The organism is Acinetobacter sp. YH12116, assembly GCF_013418895.1.
Classification (GTDB): Bacteria; Pseudomonadota; Gammaproteobacteria; order Pseudomonadales; family Moraxellaceae; genus Acinetobacter; species Acinetobacter indicus.
Map to the genome: position 1 here is coordinate 1 of NZ_VPBE01000009.1, position 18,308 is coordinate 18,308.

At 46.5% G+C, this 18,308-nt stretch carries 19 protein-coding genes, 1 rRNA gene and 1 pseudogene; 10 read left to right on the forward strand and 11 right to left on the reverse strand.

Annotated elements, in window-relative coordinates:
- From FTU54_RS07305 to FTU54_RS07320, 4 genes are all read right to left on the reverse strand, one after another.
- Nucleotides 1-877 (reverse strand): 16S ribosomal RNA (locus FTU54_RS07305); the annotation flags it as partial.
- 440 nt (nt 878-1,317) lie between these two features.
- Complete coding sequence (locus FTU54_RS07310; protein ID WP_005182214.1) at nt 1,318-2,406, reverse strand: DUF6670 family protein; 1,089 nt, start codon at nt 2,404-2,406, stop codon at nt 1,318-1,320.
- Nucleotides 2,407-2,430: 24 nt separating this feature from the next.
- Nucleotides 2,431-3,255 (reverse strand): CDP-diacylglycerol--serine O-phosphatidyltransferase, encoded by an 825-nt coding sequence (gene pssA, locus FTU54_RS07315; protein ID WP_075168287.1) that lies wholly within the window; start codon nt 3,253-3,255, stop codon nt 2,431-2,433.
- Nucleotides 3,256-3,301: 46 nt separating this feature from the next.
- Nucleotides 3,302-4,159 carry a 23S rRNA (adenine(2030)-N(6))-methyltransferase RlmJ gene (locus FTU54_RS07320; RefSeq protein ID WP_005182209.1) on the reverse strand — a complete coding sequence of 286 codons (858 nt, stop codon included), beginning with the start codon at nt 4,157-4,159 and terminating at the stop codon, nt 3,302-3,304.
- A 116-nt stretch (nt 4,160-4,275) separates the two neighbouring features.
- Here FTU54_RS07320 and FTU54_RS07325 point away from each other — a divergent pair, with 116 nt between their 5' ends.
- On the forward strand, nt 4,276-4,878 hold the full coding sequence (locus tag FTU54_RS07325; RefSeq protein WP_005182206.1) for a 2OG-Fe(II) oxygenase: 603 nt from the start codon (nt 4,276-4,278) through the stop codon (nt 4,876-4,878).
- A gap of 60 nt (nt 4,879-4,938) precedes the next feature.
- Complete coding sequence (locus tag FTU54_RS07330) at nt 4,939-5,466, forward strand: hypothetical protein (protein ID WP_005182203.1); 528 nt, start codon at nt 4,939-4,941, stop codon at nt 5,464-5,466.
- A gap of 94 nt (nt 5,467-5,560) precedes the next feature.
- Here the strand turns inward: FTU54_RS07330 and FTU54_RS07335 are convergent, their stop codons facing one another.
- The 6 genes from FTU54_RS07335 to FTU54_RS07360 form a co-directional block, all read right to left on the reverse strand.
- A complete protein-coding gene (locus FTU54_RS07335) occupies nt 5,561-5,818 on the reverse strand; it encodes a DUF2789 family protein (RefSeq protein WP_005182199.1) in 258 nt (85 codons plus the stop codon).
- 110 nt (nt 5,819-5,928) lie between these two features.
- Entirely contained in the window at nt 5,929-6,189 is a 261-nt protein-coding gene (locus FTU54_RS07340) for a DUF2789 family protein (RefSeq protein WP_005182196.1), read from the reverse strand.
- A gap of 145 nt (nt 6,190-6,334) precedes the next feature.
- Nucleotides 6,335-6,589 (reverse strand): DUF2789 family protein, encoded by a 255-nt coding sequence (locus FTU54_RS07345; protein ID WP_005182193.1) that lies wholly within the window; start codon nt 6,587-6,589, stop codon nt 6,335-6,337.
- A gap of 193 nt (nt 6,590-6,782) precedes the next feature.
- The gene (locus FTU54_RS07350) at nt 6,783-7,769 is read right to left on the reverse strand and encodes a malate dehydrogenase (protein ID WP_005182191.1); all 987 of its coding nucleotides are present in this window, start codon (nt 7,767-7,769) and stop codon (nt 6,783-6,785) included.
- A gap of 178 nt (nt 7,770-7,947) precedes the next feature.
- A complete protein-coding gene (locus FTU54_RS07355) occupies nt 7,948-8,601 on the reverse strand; it encodes a ribonuclease I (protein ID WP_168408491.1) in 654 nt (217 codons plus the stop codon).
- A 75-nt stretch (nt 8,602-8,676) separates the two neighbouring features.
- Complete coding sequence (locus FTU54_RS07360) at nt 8,677-10,653, reverse strand: transglycosylase SLT domain-containing protein (RefSeq protein ID WP_373685464.1); 1,977 nt, start codon at nt 10,651-10,653, stop codon at nt 8,677-8,679.
- Between the two features lie 260 nt (nt 10,654-10,913).
- Between FTU54_RS07360 and miaB the strand changes: the two genes are divergently transcribed.
- The 4 genes and pseudogenes from miaB to FTU54_RS07380 all read left to right on the forward strand — a co-directional run bounded on the left by miaB (nt 10,914) and on the right by FTU54_RS07380 (nt 14,366).
- Nucleotides 10,914-12,368 (forward strand): tRNA (N6-isopentenyl adenosine(37)-C2)-methylthiotransferase MiaB, encoded by a 1,455-nt coding sequence (gene miaB / locus FTU54_RS07365; protein ID WP_005182171.1) that lies wholly within the window; start codon nt 10,914-10,916, stop codon nt 12,366-12,368.
- A 41-nt stretch (nt 12,369-12,409) separates the two neighbouring features.
- On the forward strand, nt 12,410-13,483 hold the full coding sequence (locus FTU54_RS07370; RefSeq protein WP_016659561.1) for a PhoH family protein: 1,074 nt from the start codon (nt 12,410-12,412) through the stop codon (nt 13,481-13,483).
- 19 nt (nt 13,484-13,502) lie between these two features.
- A complete protein-coding gene (ybeY, locus tag FTU54_RS07375) occupies nt 13,503-13,985 on the forward strand; it encodes an rRNA maturation RNase YbeY (protein WP_005182166.1) in 483 nt (160 codons plus the stop codon).
- 89 nt (nt 13,986-14,074) lie between these two features.
- Nucleotides 14,075-14,366: pseudogene (locus FTU54_RS07380) on the forward strand (antibiotic biosynthesis monooxygenase).
- On the opposite strand, the gene FTU54_RS07385 reads toward FTU54_RS07380, so the two are convergent.
- Nucleotides 14,363-15,241 carry an energy transducer TonB gene (locus FTU54_RS07385; RefSeq protein ID WP_180046304.1) on the reverse strand — a complete coding sequence of 293 codons (879 nt, stop codon included), beginning with the start codon at nt 15,239-15,241 and terminating at the stop codon, nt 14,363-14,365. The pseudogene FTU54_RS07380 and the gene FTU54_RS07385 sit on opposite strands and share 4 nt — an antisense overlap.
- Nucleotides 15,242-15,481: 240 nt before the next feature.
- Between FTU54_RS07385 and FTU54_RS07390 the strand changes: the two genes are divergently transcribed.
- From FTU54_RS07390 to FTU54_RS07405, 4 genes are all read left to right on the forward strand, one after another.
- Complete coding sequence (locus FTU54_RS07390; protein ID WP_127799001.1) at nt 15,482-16,165, forward strand: hypothetical protein; 684 nt, start codon at nt 15,482-15,484, stop codon at nt 16,163-16,165.
- Nucleotides 16,166-16,317: 152 nt separating this feature from the next.
- Nucleotides 16,318-17,031, forward strand: a complete 714-nt coding sequence (locus FTU54_RS07395) for a DUF3108 domain-containing protein (RefSeq protein WP_045796415.1) — start codon at nt 16,318-16,320, stop codon at nt 17,029-17,031.
- Nucleotides 17,032-17,120: 89 nt separating this feature from the next.
- Entirely contained in the window at nt 17,121-17,696 is a 576-nt protein-coding gene (locus tag FTU54_RS07400) for a xanthine phosphoribosyltransferase (RefSeq protein ID WP_005182137.1), read from the forward strand.
- 216 nt (nt 17,697-17,912) lie between these two features.
- Nucleotides 17,913-18,293 (forward strand): hypothetical protein, encoded by a 381-nt coding sequence (locus FTU54_RS07405; RefSeq protein ID WP_005182135.1) that lies wholly within the window; start codon nt 17,913-17,915, stop codon nt 18,291-18,293.
- The last annotated feature ends 15 nt before the right edge of the window (nt 18,294-18,308 follow it).

An 18,308-nucleotide genomic window follows, 5' to 3' on the forward strand; every position in this document is an offset into this window, starting at 1 on the left:
GCGGTCTACTTATCGCGTTAGCTGCGCCACTAAAGCCTCAAAGGCCCCAACGGCTAGTAGACATCGTTTACGGCATGGACTACCAGGGTATCTAATCCTGTTTGCTCCCCATGCTTTCGCACCTCAGTGTCAGTATTAGGCCAGATGGCTGCCTTCGCCATCGGTATTCCTCCAGATCTCTACGCATTTCACCGCTACACCTGGAATTCTACCATCCTCTCCCATACTCTAGCTAACCAGTATCGAATGCAATTCCCAAGTTAAGCTCGGGGATTTCACATTTGACTTAATTAGCCACCTACGCGCGCTTTACGCCCAGTAAATCCGATTAACGCTCGCACCCTCTGTATTACCGCGGCTGCTGGCACAGAGTTAGCCGGTGCTTATTCTGCGAGTAACGTCCACGCATCTAGGGTATTAGCCTAGAGCGCCTCCTCCTCGCTTAAAGTGCTTTACAACCAAAAGGCCTTCTTCACACACGCGGCATGGCTGGATCAGGGTTCCCCCCATTGTCCAATATTCCCCACTGCTGCCTCCCGTAGGAGTCTGGGCCGTGTCTCAGTCCCAGTGTGGCGGATCATCCTCTCAGACCCGCTACAGATCGTCGCCTTGGTAGGCCTTTACCCCACCAACTAGCTAATCCGACTTAGGCTCATCTATTAGCGCAAGGTCCGAAGATCCCCTGCTTTCCCCCGTAGGGCGTATGCGGTATTAGCATCCCTTTCGGAATGTTGTCCCCCACTAATAGGCAGATTCCTAAGCATTACTCACCCGTCCGCCGCTAAGCTAAGGTGCAAGCACCCTCGCTCCGCTCGACTTGCATGTGTTAAGCCTGCCGCCAGCGTTCAATCTGAGCCATGATCAAACTCTTCAGTTAAAATCATTTTGTCACTTTATTCGAAGTGACCAAATCTGGCTCATCAATTTTCTGACTTAAATTTCGCTCAAATAAACTTCGAGTAATTTAAACCAATCAATCAATGATAATATTTCGATTAATCAATCAGTAAAAATCCACACAAGTTGTTCTTCATAATCTCTTAATGATCTTCTCGATGCTTCGTCAGCATCAAGCTAGGTCGGCTATATTACTCTCTATTTTTAGAAAGTCAACATGCAATGTTGATTTTATTTCTAAACTTACCACCTAAACCAGAACTCAACCATTTTAGCTAAATCCTTGTTTATCAACAAGTTTTTATCAACATCACCGCCGATGGATGTGCATTATAGAGCAAATAAAACCTGACGCAACCCCTATTTTTAATTATTTTGGGAAATACGACACAACTGTTTATTTATTCAACAAAAATACACTTATTTTTCTTTTTTCACTAAAAATGGGACCGGATTGGCCAAATGATCACCTAATTTTTCTGCCTGATTTTTTTCCTGCCATTTTAAGGCGCGACAATCAATATATTCACAATAGCCGCCTTCGCCCTGTTCTTCGACATCATTTATTTTGACCTGATAATGAAAACTGCCGACATAACCTGCAGCCAAGCCAAATTTAAAATCCCCGCGGCTTTGTGCCTGAATATGGATACGCGTGCCATCTGCACCGCTGTAACACCATTCAAATTCACGCGGCAGATACATGCTTTGCCGGTTTGGAGTCATCACCGCCGGATAAACCCGGTGCACTTTAAAATATACGCCTTCATCAAACAGCTGGCTTTGGCCACCGCTCAGGTCACGCAAATACATCCGCGACTGCAAAATCCGGTTAAAGCGGTCCCGCACTTGGGCCAGTAATAACTGCCGTTGCTGCTGCAGATTAATCACCTGATAGGTAAAAAAGGCTAAAGGTAGATAAGGAAAATTAATGGCTCGCGCATATTCAAAACTGCCGAGTTGCTGGATCTGATAATGTTGCTGTTTATATTGAAGCTGTCCACTGCATTCACACAGCAAAGACCAGTGATCGGCCAGCCCCATGCGTAGCTTGGCAAAATAGGAAATCACCGGGGTAGTACGAATCTTCAGATCAAAACTGAGTTCAGAATCCAGACGTTGGACCCGAAACTCCGGAAAATGTCCTTCCAGCTGCTCCCGACCACCAAACTGAAACAGTGCCGGCTTGAAATAACATTCTTTTTCCACTGAATAACTGCTGAGCTGCCCCACCATATGTGGACTGGAACTGACCAGTACCGTAGCAGTATCCAGCGGATGGGTTTGAATCGCGCTGTCATTACGCAGCATCGGGGCATTTGGCTGCCCAATCAGGCTCAGGAAATTAAGATAATGTAAGGGCGCGGGCAAATTGGGAATCATCAGCCCTTGATGAATGATTTTATATTTCTGGTTCGGGGCGTGAAAAGGCAGCTGCTCAAGCTTGAGTTGATGTGGAGCTTGATTCAGTTGTTTGGATCGATCGAGAAAATCTTGAAACATCTGCATAGCAAGCTCCTGGGTGTCATCTTGTTATGATTCGGCGGTTTTTCTCGCCATATAAGTGGTCACAAAACCTGATAATGCATAGATGATAGAAATCACCAGAATACCGACCGGAATATTATAGGTCATGGCCGCCAGTACAAAAACGGCAATTGGCAGCACAATAAACGGCACCCGCTTACGGTCCAATGTCTTAAAGGAATAATATTTAATATTGGAAATCATCAGCAAGCCAACCGCCACAATAATCACGGCGTTGATGATCTGAATACCAAAGTCCTGAATATTATAAATTTCAGGAAAATCGCGGCCGACCCAGACCAGCGACACCAGCATTAAAGCCGCCAATGGACTGGCCACGCCAATAAAATAGCGTTTATCAACCACGCCAATCTGCACATTAAAACGCGCCAGACGGAAAGCCGCACAGGCGGTATAAACAAAACAGCAGGCCAAGCCAATCCGGCCCAGATCATTCAGGCTCCAGCTATACATTAAAATTGCCGGGGCCACACCAAAGGCCAGCATATCGGACAAGGAGTCAAACTGCTCACCAAACGGACTTTGCGCACCAATGGCACGCGCAACACGACCATCTAAACCATCAAATAAGGCCGCCAGGAAAATGGCATAAATGGCCTGGCTATATTCGCCATTCATGCTGGCAATAATTGAATAAAAGCCCGACAGTAAAGCCGCGGTGGTAATGAGATTAGGCCACAGGTAGATGCCACGGCGTTTGACCTTTTGCCCCTCGCGGGTACGTTCCTCTTCCACCACTTCAAATGTGATTCCATCGTAATCATGTTCACGCGTCACGGAATCACCCTCGGGCTTCGGTGTGTTTATCATTATTTTATTCCTAACTCTAACCTAATCTCTGTTGTGACTGCTTGGCTTATTCGCCAACCAGCCAGCGTACTGCTGCATGTCCACCATTGTCCTGCATGCGTAAATGCGGGAATAACCATTGTAAGGCTTCATCTGCATCTTCAGAGAATTTCCAAGGTGGATTGATCACCAGTAAACCACAGCCATTCAAGCCAACCGGGGTATCATCTGGCCAGACACAGATTTCGCAAACCAGCTGACGGCGAATGCCCGATTTGTACATTTTCTTTTCAAAACGTTCAATCATGGCGCGGTCTTTAATTGGATACCACACCGCAAACACGCCTGTTGGCCATTTTTTATAGGCCGCGACCAGCAGTTCTACCAGCTGCGGGAAGTCTTTACGTTCCAGCTCATAAGGCGGGTCAATCATGACCAGACCGCGTTTTTCTTTCGGTGGAATCACCCCAAGCAGACCTTCGTAAGCATCACGTTCATGCAAGCCAGCACGACGGTCACGGATATTGCTGCGCAATTGCTGAAAAACATCACGCTGCATTTCAAACACCGTGGCTTTATCCATCTCACGCATGCCTTGTAAGGCAAACCATGGTGAACCCGGATAAGCACCCTTGCCATCCGTCTCGCGCATCTGCTCGACCAGATTCAGATACTGCTTCACGCCTTCCGGTGCATTGCGGATAATCGAGTCATCCAGTTTGACCAGACGGTGAATACCATTTAAGAACTCACCCGACTTCTGTGCAGGTGCTAAAGATAAGTCGTATTTGCCTGCACCGCCATGTGTATCAATATAGCGATAAGGTTTATCTTTGGCATTTAAACGTGTCAGTAACTGAAGCAAAAGCACATGCTTCATGACATCGGCAAAGTTGCCTGCATGGAAATGGTGACGGTAATTCATGTTTCTTTAATTCCTGAAATCAACCGGTATTTTAGCATGAAAAAAAGTTTCATTCAGAGGCTTATCTTGCTCTAAAATAGTTCCCCCGCTTTTTTATCCTTGTTCGAGTTTTGCCTATGCAAACACATTCTCTACCACCATCCTGGAATCTGGCACAGATATTCAATGATCTGGATCAATCCGGTTATGCCCTGATTGATGATGCCTATCCACAGGATTATGTACAAGCTTTGGTAGCAGAATGTACCGCACATTTGAATGAGTTTCGTAACGCAGCCATTCAAAACGGTGTGGTCAGCCAGATTCGCAGTGATCATATCTTATGGCTGGATTCAAGCCTGCCGGTTGCCGAGCAGCATACCCAAACCTTAATGGCGCTGGCCGAGCAATTAAATCGTGCCTTTTTTCTGGGCATTAAGGAAGTCGAAGCCCATTTTGCCTGTTATAACGCCGGCGAATTTTATGCCCTGCACCGCGATAATCCGCAAGGTAAAAATGGCCGGATGATTTCCTGCGTCTTTTATCTGCATGAACAGTGGCAGGCCGATTGGGGCGGTGAATTACGCTTGCAGGACAAACAGGGCGAATGGCAGATCATTGCGCCACAGCCCAACCGGATGGCCTTATTCCAAAGTGATTTGCTGCATGAAGTGCTGCTCTCCAAACAGCAGCGCCTTTCGATTACTGCCTGGCTGCGTAGTGATCCACAGTTGTGGTGATCCTTTAAATCCTGGCAAGTGGCCTCATATAAACCGTATTGTGAACTGAGGATTGTGCCGATGCGTGATACCACCCAACCGATTATTCAGCGTATCGGTGAAACTGACCAGCTCTATTTACAGGGCAACACCCCGGAACTGGCGCTGGAACGTGCTTCATTACGCCTAGAACTGGTGATGCTGAGTCAGGTCCGTCAGGAACAGACCTATTTCCTGCAAGAAGCGATTGTGCTGCTGGAGCAAGGCCGGGTTGAATTTGAGGAAATGCCGCTGTCCTTATATTTAAATCTGTCCTTAACCCTGGCCAAGGCCTATATGCTGTATTTTGAAATCAGTCAGGAAACCCGCTTTGCCTTAATTACCCAGCAGATTCTAAAACCGCTGACCAATTATAATCATGGCGATATTTACCTGTTCCTGGCCTATGCCAGCGCAGCGAAAAAAGAAAATGCACTGACTCAGCATTGGCTGACCAAATACCGTAAAACAGCCGAGTTTGATGCCGATGTACTACGTGAACATACTGCCTTTGAACACTGTCATGGTCAAAGCTGGTTTGTGCAGCTGATTCAGCCGCGTTTACACTAAAGCTCAGCACGAAAAAAATATTTAACAACAAAAATGCCTCATTGATTGAGGCATTTTTTATGGACTACAGAAACGCTTGAATCTTCAGGCAGGATTAAGCGGTTTGGGCTTTATAGGCATCCATATGTAATTGTTGATTCAATTCATCGACCCAGATCGCCCAGTCATCATCCTGGACCAGATGACTGATTAATAAAGCACGCTGGGATTTATTCCAGAACGGCGCATCATGCAAAGAAATATGGGAAGGCAGTTGATGGGTACGTACATAAAGTTCAATGGCCGCCGGACTATTGGCTAAACCAAGTTGAGAAAATAATAGAGCTAAGGATGGTGTGTTGTGATTGAGCATCTCGCCCTCCTTATATATCAGATAAATTGTAGTTATTTATCCATCTAACTTATAAGATAAAGCAAAAAAAACCTAGTCTTTGCGACCAGGTTTGTTGTTTCAATTTGTGATTAAAGTTCGCAAGAGCCGGAAAGCTTATGTTCGGTATGTAATTGCTCGTTTAAGACATCAATCACGATGGCCCATTCATCATCACTTTTCCAGTGACTGATAATGAAATCGTGCTGGGCCTTGCTCCAGAATGCGGCTTTATGTAGGGGAATATCGGAAGTTAATTGATGGCTTTCAATAAATTGATCAATGGCTTCTGAACTGGACTCTAGACCCAGCTGCTCAAATAACAGTTCTAATGTGGGTTGCTGATCAAACATGGCGCCCTCCTCAGCATTTTTTTACTGTATTGTAGCTTTACGTTATAAGAATTCTGCACAAAAGCACAGCCTTGTGACTGCGCTTGTTGTATTTTTTTGTACCAAAGCATGTAAGGCGGATGAGCCTGATTGAACTGGCTCCGGCTTATTGCGCCAGCTTGTCGCTTTCAACGTGTAGTAACTGGTTTAATTTGTCGATAATCACAATCCACTCATCATCCTGATGCCAGTGTTCGCGTAAAAAGGCGCTTTGTCCCTCACTCCAGAATCCAGCATCGGGCAAGGTCACTTCTGCCGGCAATTGATGGGCACGCACAAATTGCTCAATAGATGCTTCGTCTGCGGCTAAACCCAGTTGTTCAAATAATAATTCTAAGGTCGGCTGTTGTTCGAGTACCATGGAATGACTCCGTATTTTTCTAGGCGAAGTCCATAAACTAGCAAATCCGGAACAGCATTAGGGCTACAAGCCGATGTATTCTTGTTATGTTTTGTGAGGTTTGTCATGGCGCTGATCAATACAACAATCCATACAGCTGCATAAAAAAAGCACCCCAAATGGAGTGCTTTTTCTAACTTAGTTCAACACTAAATTATTTCACCATGTCAGCAATTGCTGCACGTTCTTCTTCAAGCTCGTTTAGCGTGAAGTTGATACGCTCACGGCTGAATTCGTCGATTTCAAGACCTTGAACGATCTTGTATTCGCCATTTTCGCAAGTTACAGGGAAACCGAACATTACGCCTTCAGGGATACCGTAAGAACCATCAGAAGGAATACCCATGGTTACCCATTCGCCGTTTGTGCCAAGCGCCCAGTCACGCATATGGTCGATTGCAGCGTTTGCAGCAGAAGCAGCAGAAGACAGACCACGCGCTTCGATGATTGCAGCACCACGTTTACCAACAGTTGGAAGGAATACGTCTTTGTTCCATTCAGCATCGTTGATTTTGTCTTTCAAGCTTTCGCCGTTTACGTTCGCAAAACGGTAGTCAGCATACATTGTTGGAGAGTGGTTACCCCAAACTGTCATGTTTTTGATGTCAGAAACTGCAACACCAGCTTTTTGAGCAAGTTGAGTCAACGCACGGTTGTGGTCAAGACGTAACATTGCTGTGAAGTTCTTCGCTGGAAGATCTGGAGCAGATTTCATTGCGATGTAAGCATTCGTGTTCGCAGGGTTACCTACAACAAGAACTTTAACGTCACGGCTCGCAACTTCGTTCAGCGCTTGACCTTGACCGATGAAGATTTCACCGTTGACTTTAAGAAGGTCAGCACGTTCCATACCTGGACCACGTGGACGTGAACCAACTAAAAGTGCATAGTCAGCATCTTTGAATGCAACTTTAGGATCATCAGTACCGATCATGCCAGCCAATAATGGGAAAGCACAGTCGTCAAGTTCCATCATTACGCCTTTCAGCGCTTGTTGAGCTTTCTCAACAGGAATTTCTAATAATTGAAGAATAACTGGTTGGTCTTTACCCAACATTTCACCGCTAGCGATACGGAATAATAGGCTGTAACCAATTTGACCAGCAGCGCCAGTAACGGCAACGCGAACAGGTTGCTTCATGTAATTATCTCCAGTTGAGAGGATAGTTAATGCGATTAAATAGCTGTTCTATCTAATCTTAATAATCATAAACGGCAAAGATTGTACTCCAATCCTTTGTCAGATGCATGTAAAAGGCTATGGATTTCAACAAAAGTCTGATAGGAAATATAAATAAAATGCCGAAAAACGTCGGGTTTTAGTATGAACCTTTAATAATAAAGGCCGATGGACACTGGGTTTCCACGCTACTGCTGCACTGTTTATAGCGCCCATTCGGGCTATAGCAGATTTTCAATTCGGTTAAATAACTTTTGGCCTGATGCGAGGTGCACTGAAAATGAATGCTCTTGGAATGCATGCCCGGATTCAGGCGAATAAACAGCCGGTTCAGTTCATTCTGCTGCACCACGGTAGTTTCCTGACCGGTCAGCACCGCCGGGACTTTCAGCCGGTCGGCATAGTTAATAATGGTACGAAAATACTGGCTGGCATTCATCGGTACGCAGCCACCAATACCCTGCCACAATTGCACCCGGGCATGTTCATCGGGCATGACCCGTGCCACCACTTTGGCCTGAATGGGAGACAGTTTGGCTGAAGAGCTGGTTTCGCAGTCACGACGGGAGGTTTCCGGATACAGCCCGGTAATATTCAGCGAGTAGCCTTGCAGGCATTTCCGCTGCTTGGCGCGGTTGCTGTCAAACATGCACACGGCGGGTGTCATTTGTACATCCATGACATAGCCCTGCACCGTGGCAGCACATGCAGCACTACTGAGCAATACCCCCGTCCCACCCGAAATCAGGATGAGGATTCCCGCTGGCTGCCCCCCGGCTGTCAATTTCTTCATTCTCAAACTTAGCACCTTCTCGTGTCGTTTTGAGTCCCATCCTCCAGCATCCATGCAGGAGACACCCCATCTTGTTTACTGCGTATTGCGCATTGGAATCTGCTGCATACGTTTACTGATTGATTGCGCGCCCTGACCCAGCAATAATCCATAGTGCGTGGCATTGGTCATAACGTGTTTAACGTAATCGCGTGTTTCCAGCAACGGAATGGATTCGGTATATTGATCCGCTGCCATGTTTTGAAATTCAGGCTGCCAGCGACGGGCACGGTTTGGCCCGGCATTATAGCCCGCAGTTGCTAAAACCGAGTTATTACTAAGCTGACCCTGGATGGTCGACAGATAAAACGTGCCATAACGAATATTGGTATTCATATCGGTGAGTGCCGCCGGATTATAGGTTTCTCCCATTTGACGGGCAATTAAACGCGCGGTATCCGGCATAATCTGCATTAAACCACCCGCCCCGACATGCGAACGCGCCGTAGTCACAAAACGGCTTTCCTGACGCATCAAGCCATAGGCCCAGGCCGGATCAATCCCGGCATTCTGGCTGTGGCTGACCACATAATTCTTGTACGGCATGGCATAACGGTACTGATAATTATGCTGCTTGGTGGTGCGGTCTGCCGCATAAATGGCCCGGTCATACCAACCCATATCGGTGGCGCGTTTGGCTGCAGCCAATAACAGACCATCATCATGTTTTAAATAGGCCTGACGCACAGCCCAGTTCCATTCACGGTTAATATAACTGGCCGGTGCATTAATCTGGCGCAAGGCAAAGGCGCGTCTAAAGTGAATATCCTGATTTAAACGCTGCATATCCTGCGAACTTGGCTCACGGCTCACAGGAATCGAAGAATAGCTGTATCCGAGCTGATCTTTGGCCAGCAAATTGTGGTAATCATCACCCTGAGCCAAACGTTTATAAATCGCGTCAGCACTGCGTTTTGAAGTGGCATCGCCACGCTGCTCAGAGGCACGCGCCAGCCAGTACTGCCAGCGGTCTTCCTGCTTTTGCGACACGCTCATGGCATCAATCGCGCGAATTACACTTTCCCAGGCACCAAAACGAATCGCCTGACGGGCATAAATTTCCGCTTCTTCCGGGCTAAATGGCAGTCCATAGCTGGCATCCAGCGCATTCAGTACTTCACGGTTAAAATTGTTCTTCATGACGGTGGTGCCGCCAATATAGCCCACAGCACGATACAAGGCGCGCTGCACCGACTGCGGGGTACCTTCTGCAGCACGTTTCACCGCAGATAGAGCCGAGTTCAGGTCGGTATCGGCCAGGCGGCCCAAGGCATAAATCAGATAAGCCTGATCTTCAGCACTGGCTTTTGGTGCAGACCATAAATAGTTAAGCGGATTGGCCTGAATGCTATTCAGCTGCGGCAGACTCAGGTTTAAACCTAGTCCCTGTGCAGTGGCAAGCGCCTGTCCGGATTGGCCGGCACGCAGCTGCACCCACAAACGCTGCTGTTTATCTTCCTGGGTCATCAGTGGGCTGGATAACATCATCCGGCCCAGACCGGTACAGGATTCCGGCTGCGAATTGGTGGTTAGCCAGACATCTTTAAATTCGGCAAAAACCAGCGGATCACCTGACTGGGCACGCACCTGCGCCACGGCACAGCTTTCGGCACGGTCGGCATTGGTCACATAGGGCAGCACTGATACAGCATTGCTAAAATCGGCCTGTTTGACTTTTTCTTCGACATAGTCAGCGGCCAGTTTTTCTGCCATGGCCGACTGTGGATAACGCTGGGCAAACTGCACAATCGAGGCGGGTGACTGAGTGGCCAGATTGGTATTTAAAATCCAGTATTCCGGATAATAGCCGAGCACATCATTTTGCATGGCACTTTGATATTGCTGCAATAAAGAGAGGTTACTGGCATTGGCTGCCCGCAGCGCATCATTAAACTGCTCTTCGGCTGCGTACAAGGTTGGGAAAATGCTCAGTGATGCCAAACCTAACACAAGCTTTTTGCAAAAAATTCTTTTCTTTTCAGTCCATGTGCGCATGTGCCTATTTTCAGTCATTACTTCGCCCCTCCTCTCTTACCGCAATATACTAAAACAGTTTCATTATTCTCAAACACCTCAATTGTTGTGTTATGTAACCTCATGATTAAACAATATTAATTTTCGAACAATTTTAATTGATAAATCAATCTTCTGCTTCCCTCATTTAGGGCTATAAGTTTATACCCAGTTCCTGTTAAAATACGCGTTTTTCTATCACCTCTGCCGTTCAAACATTTCAGAACGGACGATCTCGATTTTATCCTTCAGGAGCCTACATGACGGTTCAAACCTTCATTCCAAATGGTGCCAAAGCTGCCTCAGAAAACACTGTTACCCAGCCACAGCACACCCCAGCCGACGGTTCAGTGAAAAAGCTGTACATCGAAACGCAAGGGTGTCAGATGAATGAGTATGACAGTCATCGTATGGCAGACCTTTTAGGCGATTCTCACGGCTATGTGCTGACCAGCAATCCGGCCGATGCCGATATCCTGCTGATGAACACCTGTTCCATCCGCGAAAAGGCACAGGAAAAAGTGTTCTCGGAACTGGGCCGCTGGCGCAAACTGAAAGAAAAAAATCCGGATCTGGTGATTGGCGTGGGTGGCTGTGTTGCTTCTCAGGAAGGTGACAATATTCAAAAACGTGCGCCGTATGTCGACATGGTGTTTGGCCCACAAACCTTGCACCGTTTGCCACAAATGCTGGATCAGCATAATGATCAGGTTGAAAAACCGAAAAAAGAAAAAATCAAGCTGGTGGATATTTCCTTCCCGGACATTGAAAAATTCGACTTCCTGCCAGAACCGCGCGTCGAAGGTTTTAAAGCCTTTGTGTCGATTATGGAAGGCTGTTCCAAATACTGTTCTTTCTGCGTGGTGCCCTATACCCGTGGTGAAGAAGTTTCACGTCCACTCGATGACGTACTGGCGGAAATTGCCGGTTTAGCAGAAAAAGGTGTGCGTGAGATTTCACTGCTCGGTCAGAACGTGAATGGTTACCGCGGTGAAACTTTTGACGGCAACATCTGTACCTTTGCTGACCTGTTGCGTTTGGTCGCCGAAATTCCGGGGATTGGCCGTTTACGTTATACCACTTCGCATCCGCTAGAATTTAATGATGACCTGATTCAATGCTACCGCGACTTGCCACAAATGGTGTCGCATTTGCACTTGCCGGTACAAAGTGGCTCCAATGATGTATTACAGGCCATGAAACGTAACCACACCATTGATGTTTACATCGAAAAAATTGCCAAGTTACGTAAAGTACGTCCGGACATGCATTTGTCTTCCGACTTTATTATTGGCTTCCCGGGCGAAACCGACGAGAACTTTGAAGAAACCTATCAGTTTATTCAGGATATGGACTTCGACCATTCGTACAGCTTTGTCTATTCAAAACGTCCGGGCACGCCGGCGTCTGAACTGCCGGACAACACCCCGGAAGATGTCAAAAAAGAACGTCTGGCCAAAGTGCAGCAATGGATTAAACAGTCCAGTATTGACAAAACTGATGCCATGCTCGGCACCGTGCAACGTGTGTTAATTGAGAGCGTGTCGAACAAAGATCCGAATGTACTGGTCGGCACGGCGGACAATACACGTTTGGTAACATTTATTGGTGATCCGGCTTGGGTCGGACGCTTTGCGGAGATTGAGATTACCGAGATTAAAACTTTAAATTTAGTTTATGGTGAACTCTTGAATCTTGAACCAGACGTGGCGTAATGTAAGGGAACAATACGACTACTTCTGAATAAGGAATTCTCTTGACTGCAGCAATTCGACGTACAGTAAATTTTCCTGGCATTTCAATGGAACGTCTCAAAAGCATGCTCGGTGCTTATAACGGCCACTTGAAACAGATTGGACAGCGTCTAGATGTGCAAATTTCTCATCGAGGTGATGCCTTTTTTATTGATGGTGAAATAGATGCAGTTGAGAGAGCCGAGCTCTTGCTTCAGCGTTTATATGAAGAATCGGAAAATTCCAGCCAGATTAGTGCCGACACCTTACACATGATGATTCAGGGCAGCCAGACTGACCGTGAATTGCAGATTGATGAAGAGCAGGAACATACCGGTTTAGATGCGGTCTGGTTACAGACCCGCAAAGGCCGGATTAACCCGCGCGGTGCCAACCAGAAACGTTATGTGCAGCGTATTTTACAAAGCGATATTTCGTTCGGGATTGGCCCAGCAGGAACCGGTAAAACCTACCTGGCGGTAGCTGCAGCCGTCGATATGCTGGAGCGTAATGAAATCCAGCGGATTTTACTGGTTCGCCCTGCGGTTGAAGCCGGTGAAAAACTCGGTTTCCTGCCGGGTGATTTAACCCAGAAAATTGACCCGTATTTGCGCCCGCTGTATGACGCGTTATATGAAATGCTCGGCTTTGAAAAAGTCGCCAAGCTGATTGAACGTCAGGTGATTGAAGTCGCGCCGCTGGCCTATATGCGTGGTCGTACCCTGAACCATTCTTTTGTGATTCTGGATGAAGCGCAGAACACCACACCAGAACAGATGAAAATGTTCCTGACCCGTTTGGGCTTTGGCTCACGTGCCGTAATTACCGGTGACGTGACTCAGGTCGATTTACCGCGTGGTCAGCAGTCTGGTCTGGCGCATGCCCTGCGCGTGCTGGAGCACGTCAAGGAAATTCATATTACCCGTTTCCATTCACGTGATGTGGTGCGTCATCAACTGGTGCAGAAAATTGTTGAAGCCTACGAAGGCTGGGACAGTGAGCAACAACGTCTGAGTGCAGAAGCCCGTGCCGAACGCAAAGCCCGTCAGGAAGCGCTGATTGCAGAAAACGATGCCAAGGCCGATGCGCAGGACTAAACTGATCTAAGGATATATTTTGAAACTGAGTCTTTCTCTACAACAGGATGTTCAAGCCCCTGAACTGGTCTTGAAACGTGGCTATATCAAAAAAGTTGTAGAAACCACCTTGCGACATATTGGCACCCAAAGTGACTGTGAAATCGGGATCGCCTGTGTCGACAATGAAGAAAGCCATAAACTGAATCTGGAATATCGCCAGAAAGACAAACCGACCAACGTGCTGTCTTTCCCAAGTGAACTGCCCGATGAAATGGCCGAATTTCTTGATGCCTTCCCCATTGGGGATTTAGTGATCTGTATTCCGGTGGTGCTACGCGAAGCGAATGAGCAAGGCAAAGCACCGCTAACCCATTTCACCCATATGCTAGTGCATGGCACCTTGCATTTGATGGGTTATGACCATGAAACTTCAGATGAAGATGCTGAAGAAATGGAAGGCATTGAAATTGAAATTCTGGATAAGCTCGGTTTTGAAAACCCGTATCTAGAACGCGATTAAAGTTAAACAATGAAGAAGCGGGCTTAGGCTCGCTTTTTTTATAGGGTTTATTTTATGATGAGATGAATAAAAATAGATAAGCCACAATCATGAAATACGTTGTTATTTTTAAAGCGAAAATTAAAAAACTTGATCCTTCTGTATTTTGCCACAGCACAGCAGTTATGTCAGAAAGCCTTAAGCCAATTCCGCTGCATTCATTTTAAAACATTAACAGAAGGTTTATCTGAAATCGCCCTATCCTATTGGCATGATCTTTCAGATATACACGCTTGGCATTTAGATGCGGAACACCAAGTCGCACAACAACTCGGACATAACACTTGGTATAAAAATTTCAGTGTTGAAATTTGTGAAGTATTACGTCACTACAAACGCTAGCGCACCTCAAACTCCGCCTCAGCCGGGTCAAAACGCCAGGTCCGGATAATGCGTAGCTCGGAAATATCTTTCATCTTGGCATCAAAGGCACCAAAAGGAGCAGCTTTACGCACAGAAGCCTTGGCAGCTTCATCCAGCATGGCATGTCCCGAGCTTTCAATTAAACGAATCGCGCGAATCCCGCCGTTGGCATTTAAAATCACCATTAAACGTACTTCACCGGCCAGCTGTTGCTGCTTGGCCGCTTCCGGATAATAACGATTACCATAAAATTCGACTTTCTGACGGAATTTTTCCAGATAACCGGCCGCGACATCCTGCTTGGCCTGAACTCCATCTACGGTTTTAATTTTCTGCTGACGGCTAAAATTTTGCTGACGCTGTAAATACTGCGCTTCCAGACTGGCCACCATCGCCGCTTTGGCCTGAAACTGGCTGTTTAATTCTTCCAGCGCTTTTTTACGCTGGTTTTCCGCCGCCTGCTTTTGCCAGCTTAAGGTAGTCATTAGCACTTTTTCTTCAAAGCTCAGTTCACGCTGCTGCTGCAAACGCTCCAGACTTTCCAGCTGCTGATCACCGGCACTCTGTTCAATCATTGGTGCGGGCATATCGCTGGACATGCGGTGCGCTTCCCGGAAGGTGCCAGAACCCTGCTGGTCGGCCTGTGCTAAAAAGTCGGCATCCTTAATTTCGGTGGCACTTGGTCTTAAGCTGACTGCAATTTCCTTGACCGCGGCATCGCTTTGCTGTGGCATGACAAATTGCACCGTTAACACAGCCAGATGCGAAAGTGCTGCCAGCGTCAGTACGGTGCCAAATAGTGGATCTTTCCACCACTGCTGCGTCAAAGGTGCAAAATGAAATTTCTTTAACATCACATTAATCCGACAAAATCGCGGATTCCCCAAATCGTATAAAACGAGATAAAATAAGACTGGTTTTTACTTTTAAAAAAAAAGCGAGACACTCGTCAACATGTCGTGTCACGATAAATAAAATCTTGAAAATGGTGCAGTTTATTTTGCTAAACTGCAAGCTTCAATTGGCGTATTTTTAATACAATTCGACAAGATCTCTGCAAAGTTAATAAAGATTAACCCATTGGAATGCCCTGTATGTCCCCTCTTATTTCTCTCATTTCAAAACGTTTACGTCAGATGTATCAGAAGGCGGAAGGATTTATTGAAGATGAACGCGAATTTCCAATGTCTCAGGTTTTTCTGAATGCGACTTTTCAGCGCTTTGTCACCGACAATGTCAAAATGCTGAAAGACTTACATGCCGATTTACATGACGAGTGGCTGCGTCTGTACGCGACCCTGGATTATAACGGGCTGTATATTACCTTGTCGGTAGATTTGAAACTGGTGCAGATGGAACTGAATAAAAATGTCCAGCTGATTGTATTTGAACAGATTAGTGATACCCAGGTGATTGAAGCCAAATATCCAAGTATCCTGCATAAGCTGGGTGTTCGGTTTGCGCTGTTCTTCTATCAGAAAGTGCTGAACAAAGATCCACTCGGCATGATTCTGGAAAAACTGAATGTAATTAAAGTTAAAGATGATCTATTACATTTAGACCTGAACCGCTGGCTGGGTAAGAACCGCTCGATCATTGACACTCTGGGCAAAGTGCATGTCAATCATGCGGTGTTGCGTGAAGCCGAACTGGTGGTCATGGGCAATGTCAACCTAACCGCCCTATTTCGAAAAATTGCTGAAGATCGCGATCGTGAAGAAGCCGAAGAAGCACAAACGGCCACAGAAGTGACGCCCATCAAACAGAAAAAGAGCTAAAAGCTCAGGGAAAGAGATTGCAGATACCTATCAGGATTGCTACACAAGCTTTACATAAAGTGCATATTTGCAAATTTTCTCTTCATCATTCAAGCGCATAATAGAACAAAGCACAATGTGCGCTTATTTACAGCATAGGAAACAATTTACTTATGGCTAAACACGTATTGAAAACGATGGGCATGGCAGCGGGAGTTTCGACTGCACTGTTATTTGCAGGGTTCTCAAGCCAGACTTTTGCCATGAGTCCATTCCAGGCCAGTTATCAGTTCAGCTATAACGGCAAAAACCTTGGCTCTGCGACCCGAACCTTAAGCAAATCCGGCAATCAGTGGAACTATGTTTTTGCCGCCAAAGCCGGCGGGATTGCTTCGGCCACGGAAACCAGCCGCTTCACCTTTGAAAATGGCAAAATTGGTTCTTCCAGCTTTAGCCGCAGCAGCAAAATCCTGATTCATAACAACACCATGAGTATTCACTTTAATCCGGCTGCGAAAAAAATTAATACCAAAAAAGACAAAGAGTCGCGTTCATTTGCCTGGAAAGCCGGTGTACTCGATGAGCTAAATGCCGAATTGCAGATTCGTGAAGACTTAAAAAATGGTTCGCTCAAATCGACCTATTACCTGGCCGATGCCAAGGAGGTCGAAGCACGTAAATTTGTACGCCAAGGCAGTGAAAGCGTAAAAACCAATTATGGCACCTTTGACACCATTAAAGTGGCGATTAAGCATGACAAGCCGGGCCGTGAAACCATTTTCTGGTTAGCGCCAAAACTGGACTACTTACCGGTGAAAGTGACCCATCTGGACAAGAAGAACTCTTATGGCCTGCTGTTAACCGGCTATAAAGGCCCAACAAGTTAATCATTTTCTCGATTTTTGCTTGCATTTTTTCAGGTGCTTTTTAAAATACGCTTTTGCTTTAAAAAGCACCTGCTGTTGAGGATTCTCCCGTGCACGCACTAGAACAGAAAATCTTAGCTGAAGGTATCGTTCTGTCTGAAGAAGTTCTGAAAGTCGATTCTTTCCTAAACCATCAAATTGATCCGGTCATGATGCAGCAAATTGGTCAAGAATTTGCGCGTTTGTTTAAAGATGCCGGCATCACCAAAATTATTACCATTGAAGCGTCAGGTATTGCACCGGCAGTCATGGCAGGTTTAGAGCTGGGCGTTCCCGTGATTTTTGCACGTAAATATCAGTCTTTAACCCTAAAAGATGACCTGTATCGCTCTAAAGTGTTTTCATTCACTAAACAGGTCGAAAGCACCATTGCGATTTCAAACAAGCACATCAGCTCAAGCGACAAAGTACTGGTGATTGATGACTTCCTGGCCAATGGTCAGGCGGCTTTAGGTCTGGCTGACCTGATTCATCAGGCCCAAGCGGAAGTGGTCGGTATTGGTATTGTGATTGAAAAATCCTTCCAGCCAGGTCGTGACCTGCTCCTGGAAAAAGGCTACCGGGTTGAATCTCTGGCGCGTGTCAAGTCACTGGCCAATGGTACGGTTGAATTTGTTCGCGACTAAGACTTCGCCTGCAATTTATATCTAAAAGAGCACTCAGGTGCTCTTTTTTTATGGCGATGTGATTTACAAAATTCTCTACCACGCTCCAGACCGAATGGCTTAGCATAAGCCTAACGGCAAATTCTGAGCGTTTTGACCAAGGTCAGCTAACGCCTTTTGTCCTAAGCTATTGGCTCTTTGGATTGACCCAGCATTTTTAGAAGGCACTCTACACTCATGACACAAGACAATCCGTTGATGGAACACAGTATCGTCTGTCCGAAATGTGGCTCAAATCAGGTTGAAAAGCGCAACCATGAACAAAACTTACAAAAAATTGGCGGAGTATTGCTCGGGTCGGCCGGAACAGCAGCCGGAACTGTCGGCGGGGCCGCCTCCGGTGCCTCTTTAGGCGCTGCCATAGGCACCGTGGCCGGACCGTTAGGGGTGATTATGGGCGGCACCATTGGTACCTTTGTGGGTGCAATTAGTGTCGGCATTACCGGCGGTTTTCTGGGTCATCGCTTTGGTAAAAAAGCCGGGGTCATTGTGGACCAGAATATCTTCCTGGATTTTCAGTGCCTCAACTGCAAACACCGCTTTAAAGAAAAACTCTAACACCTTTGAGGTGAG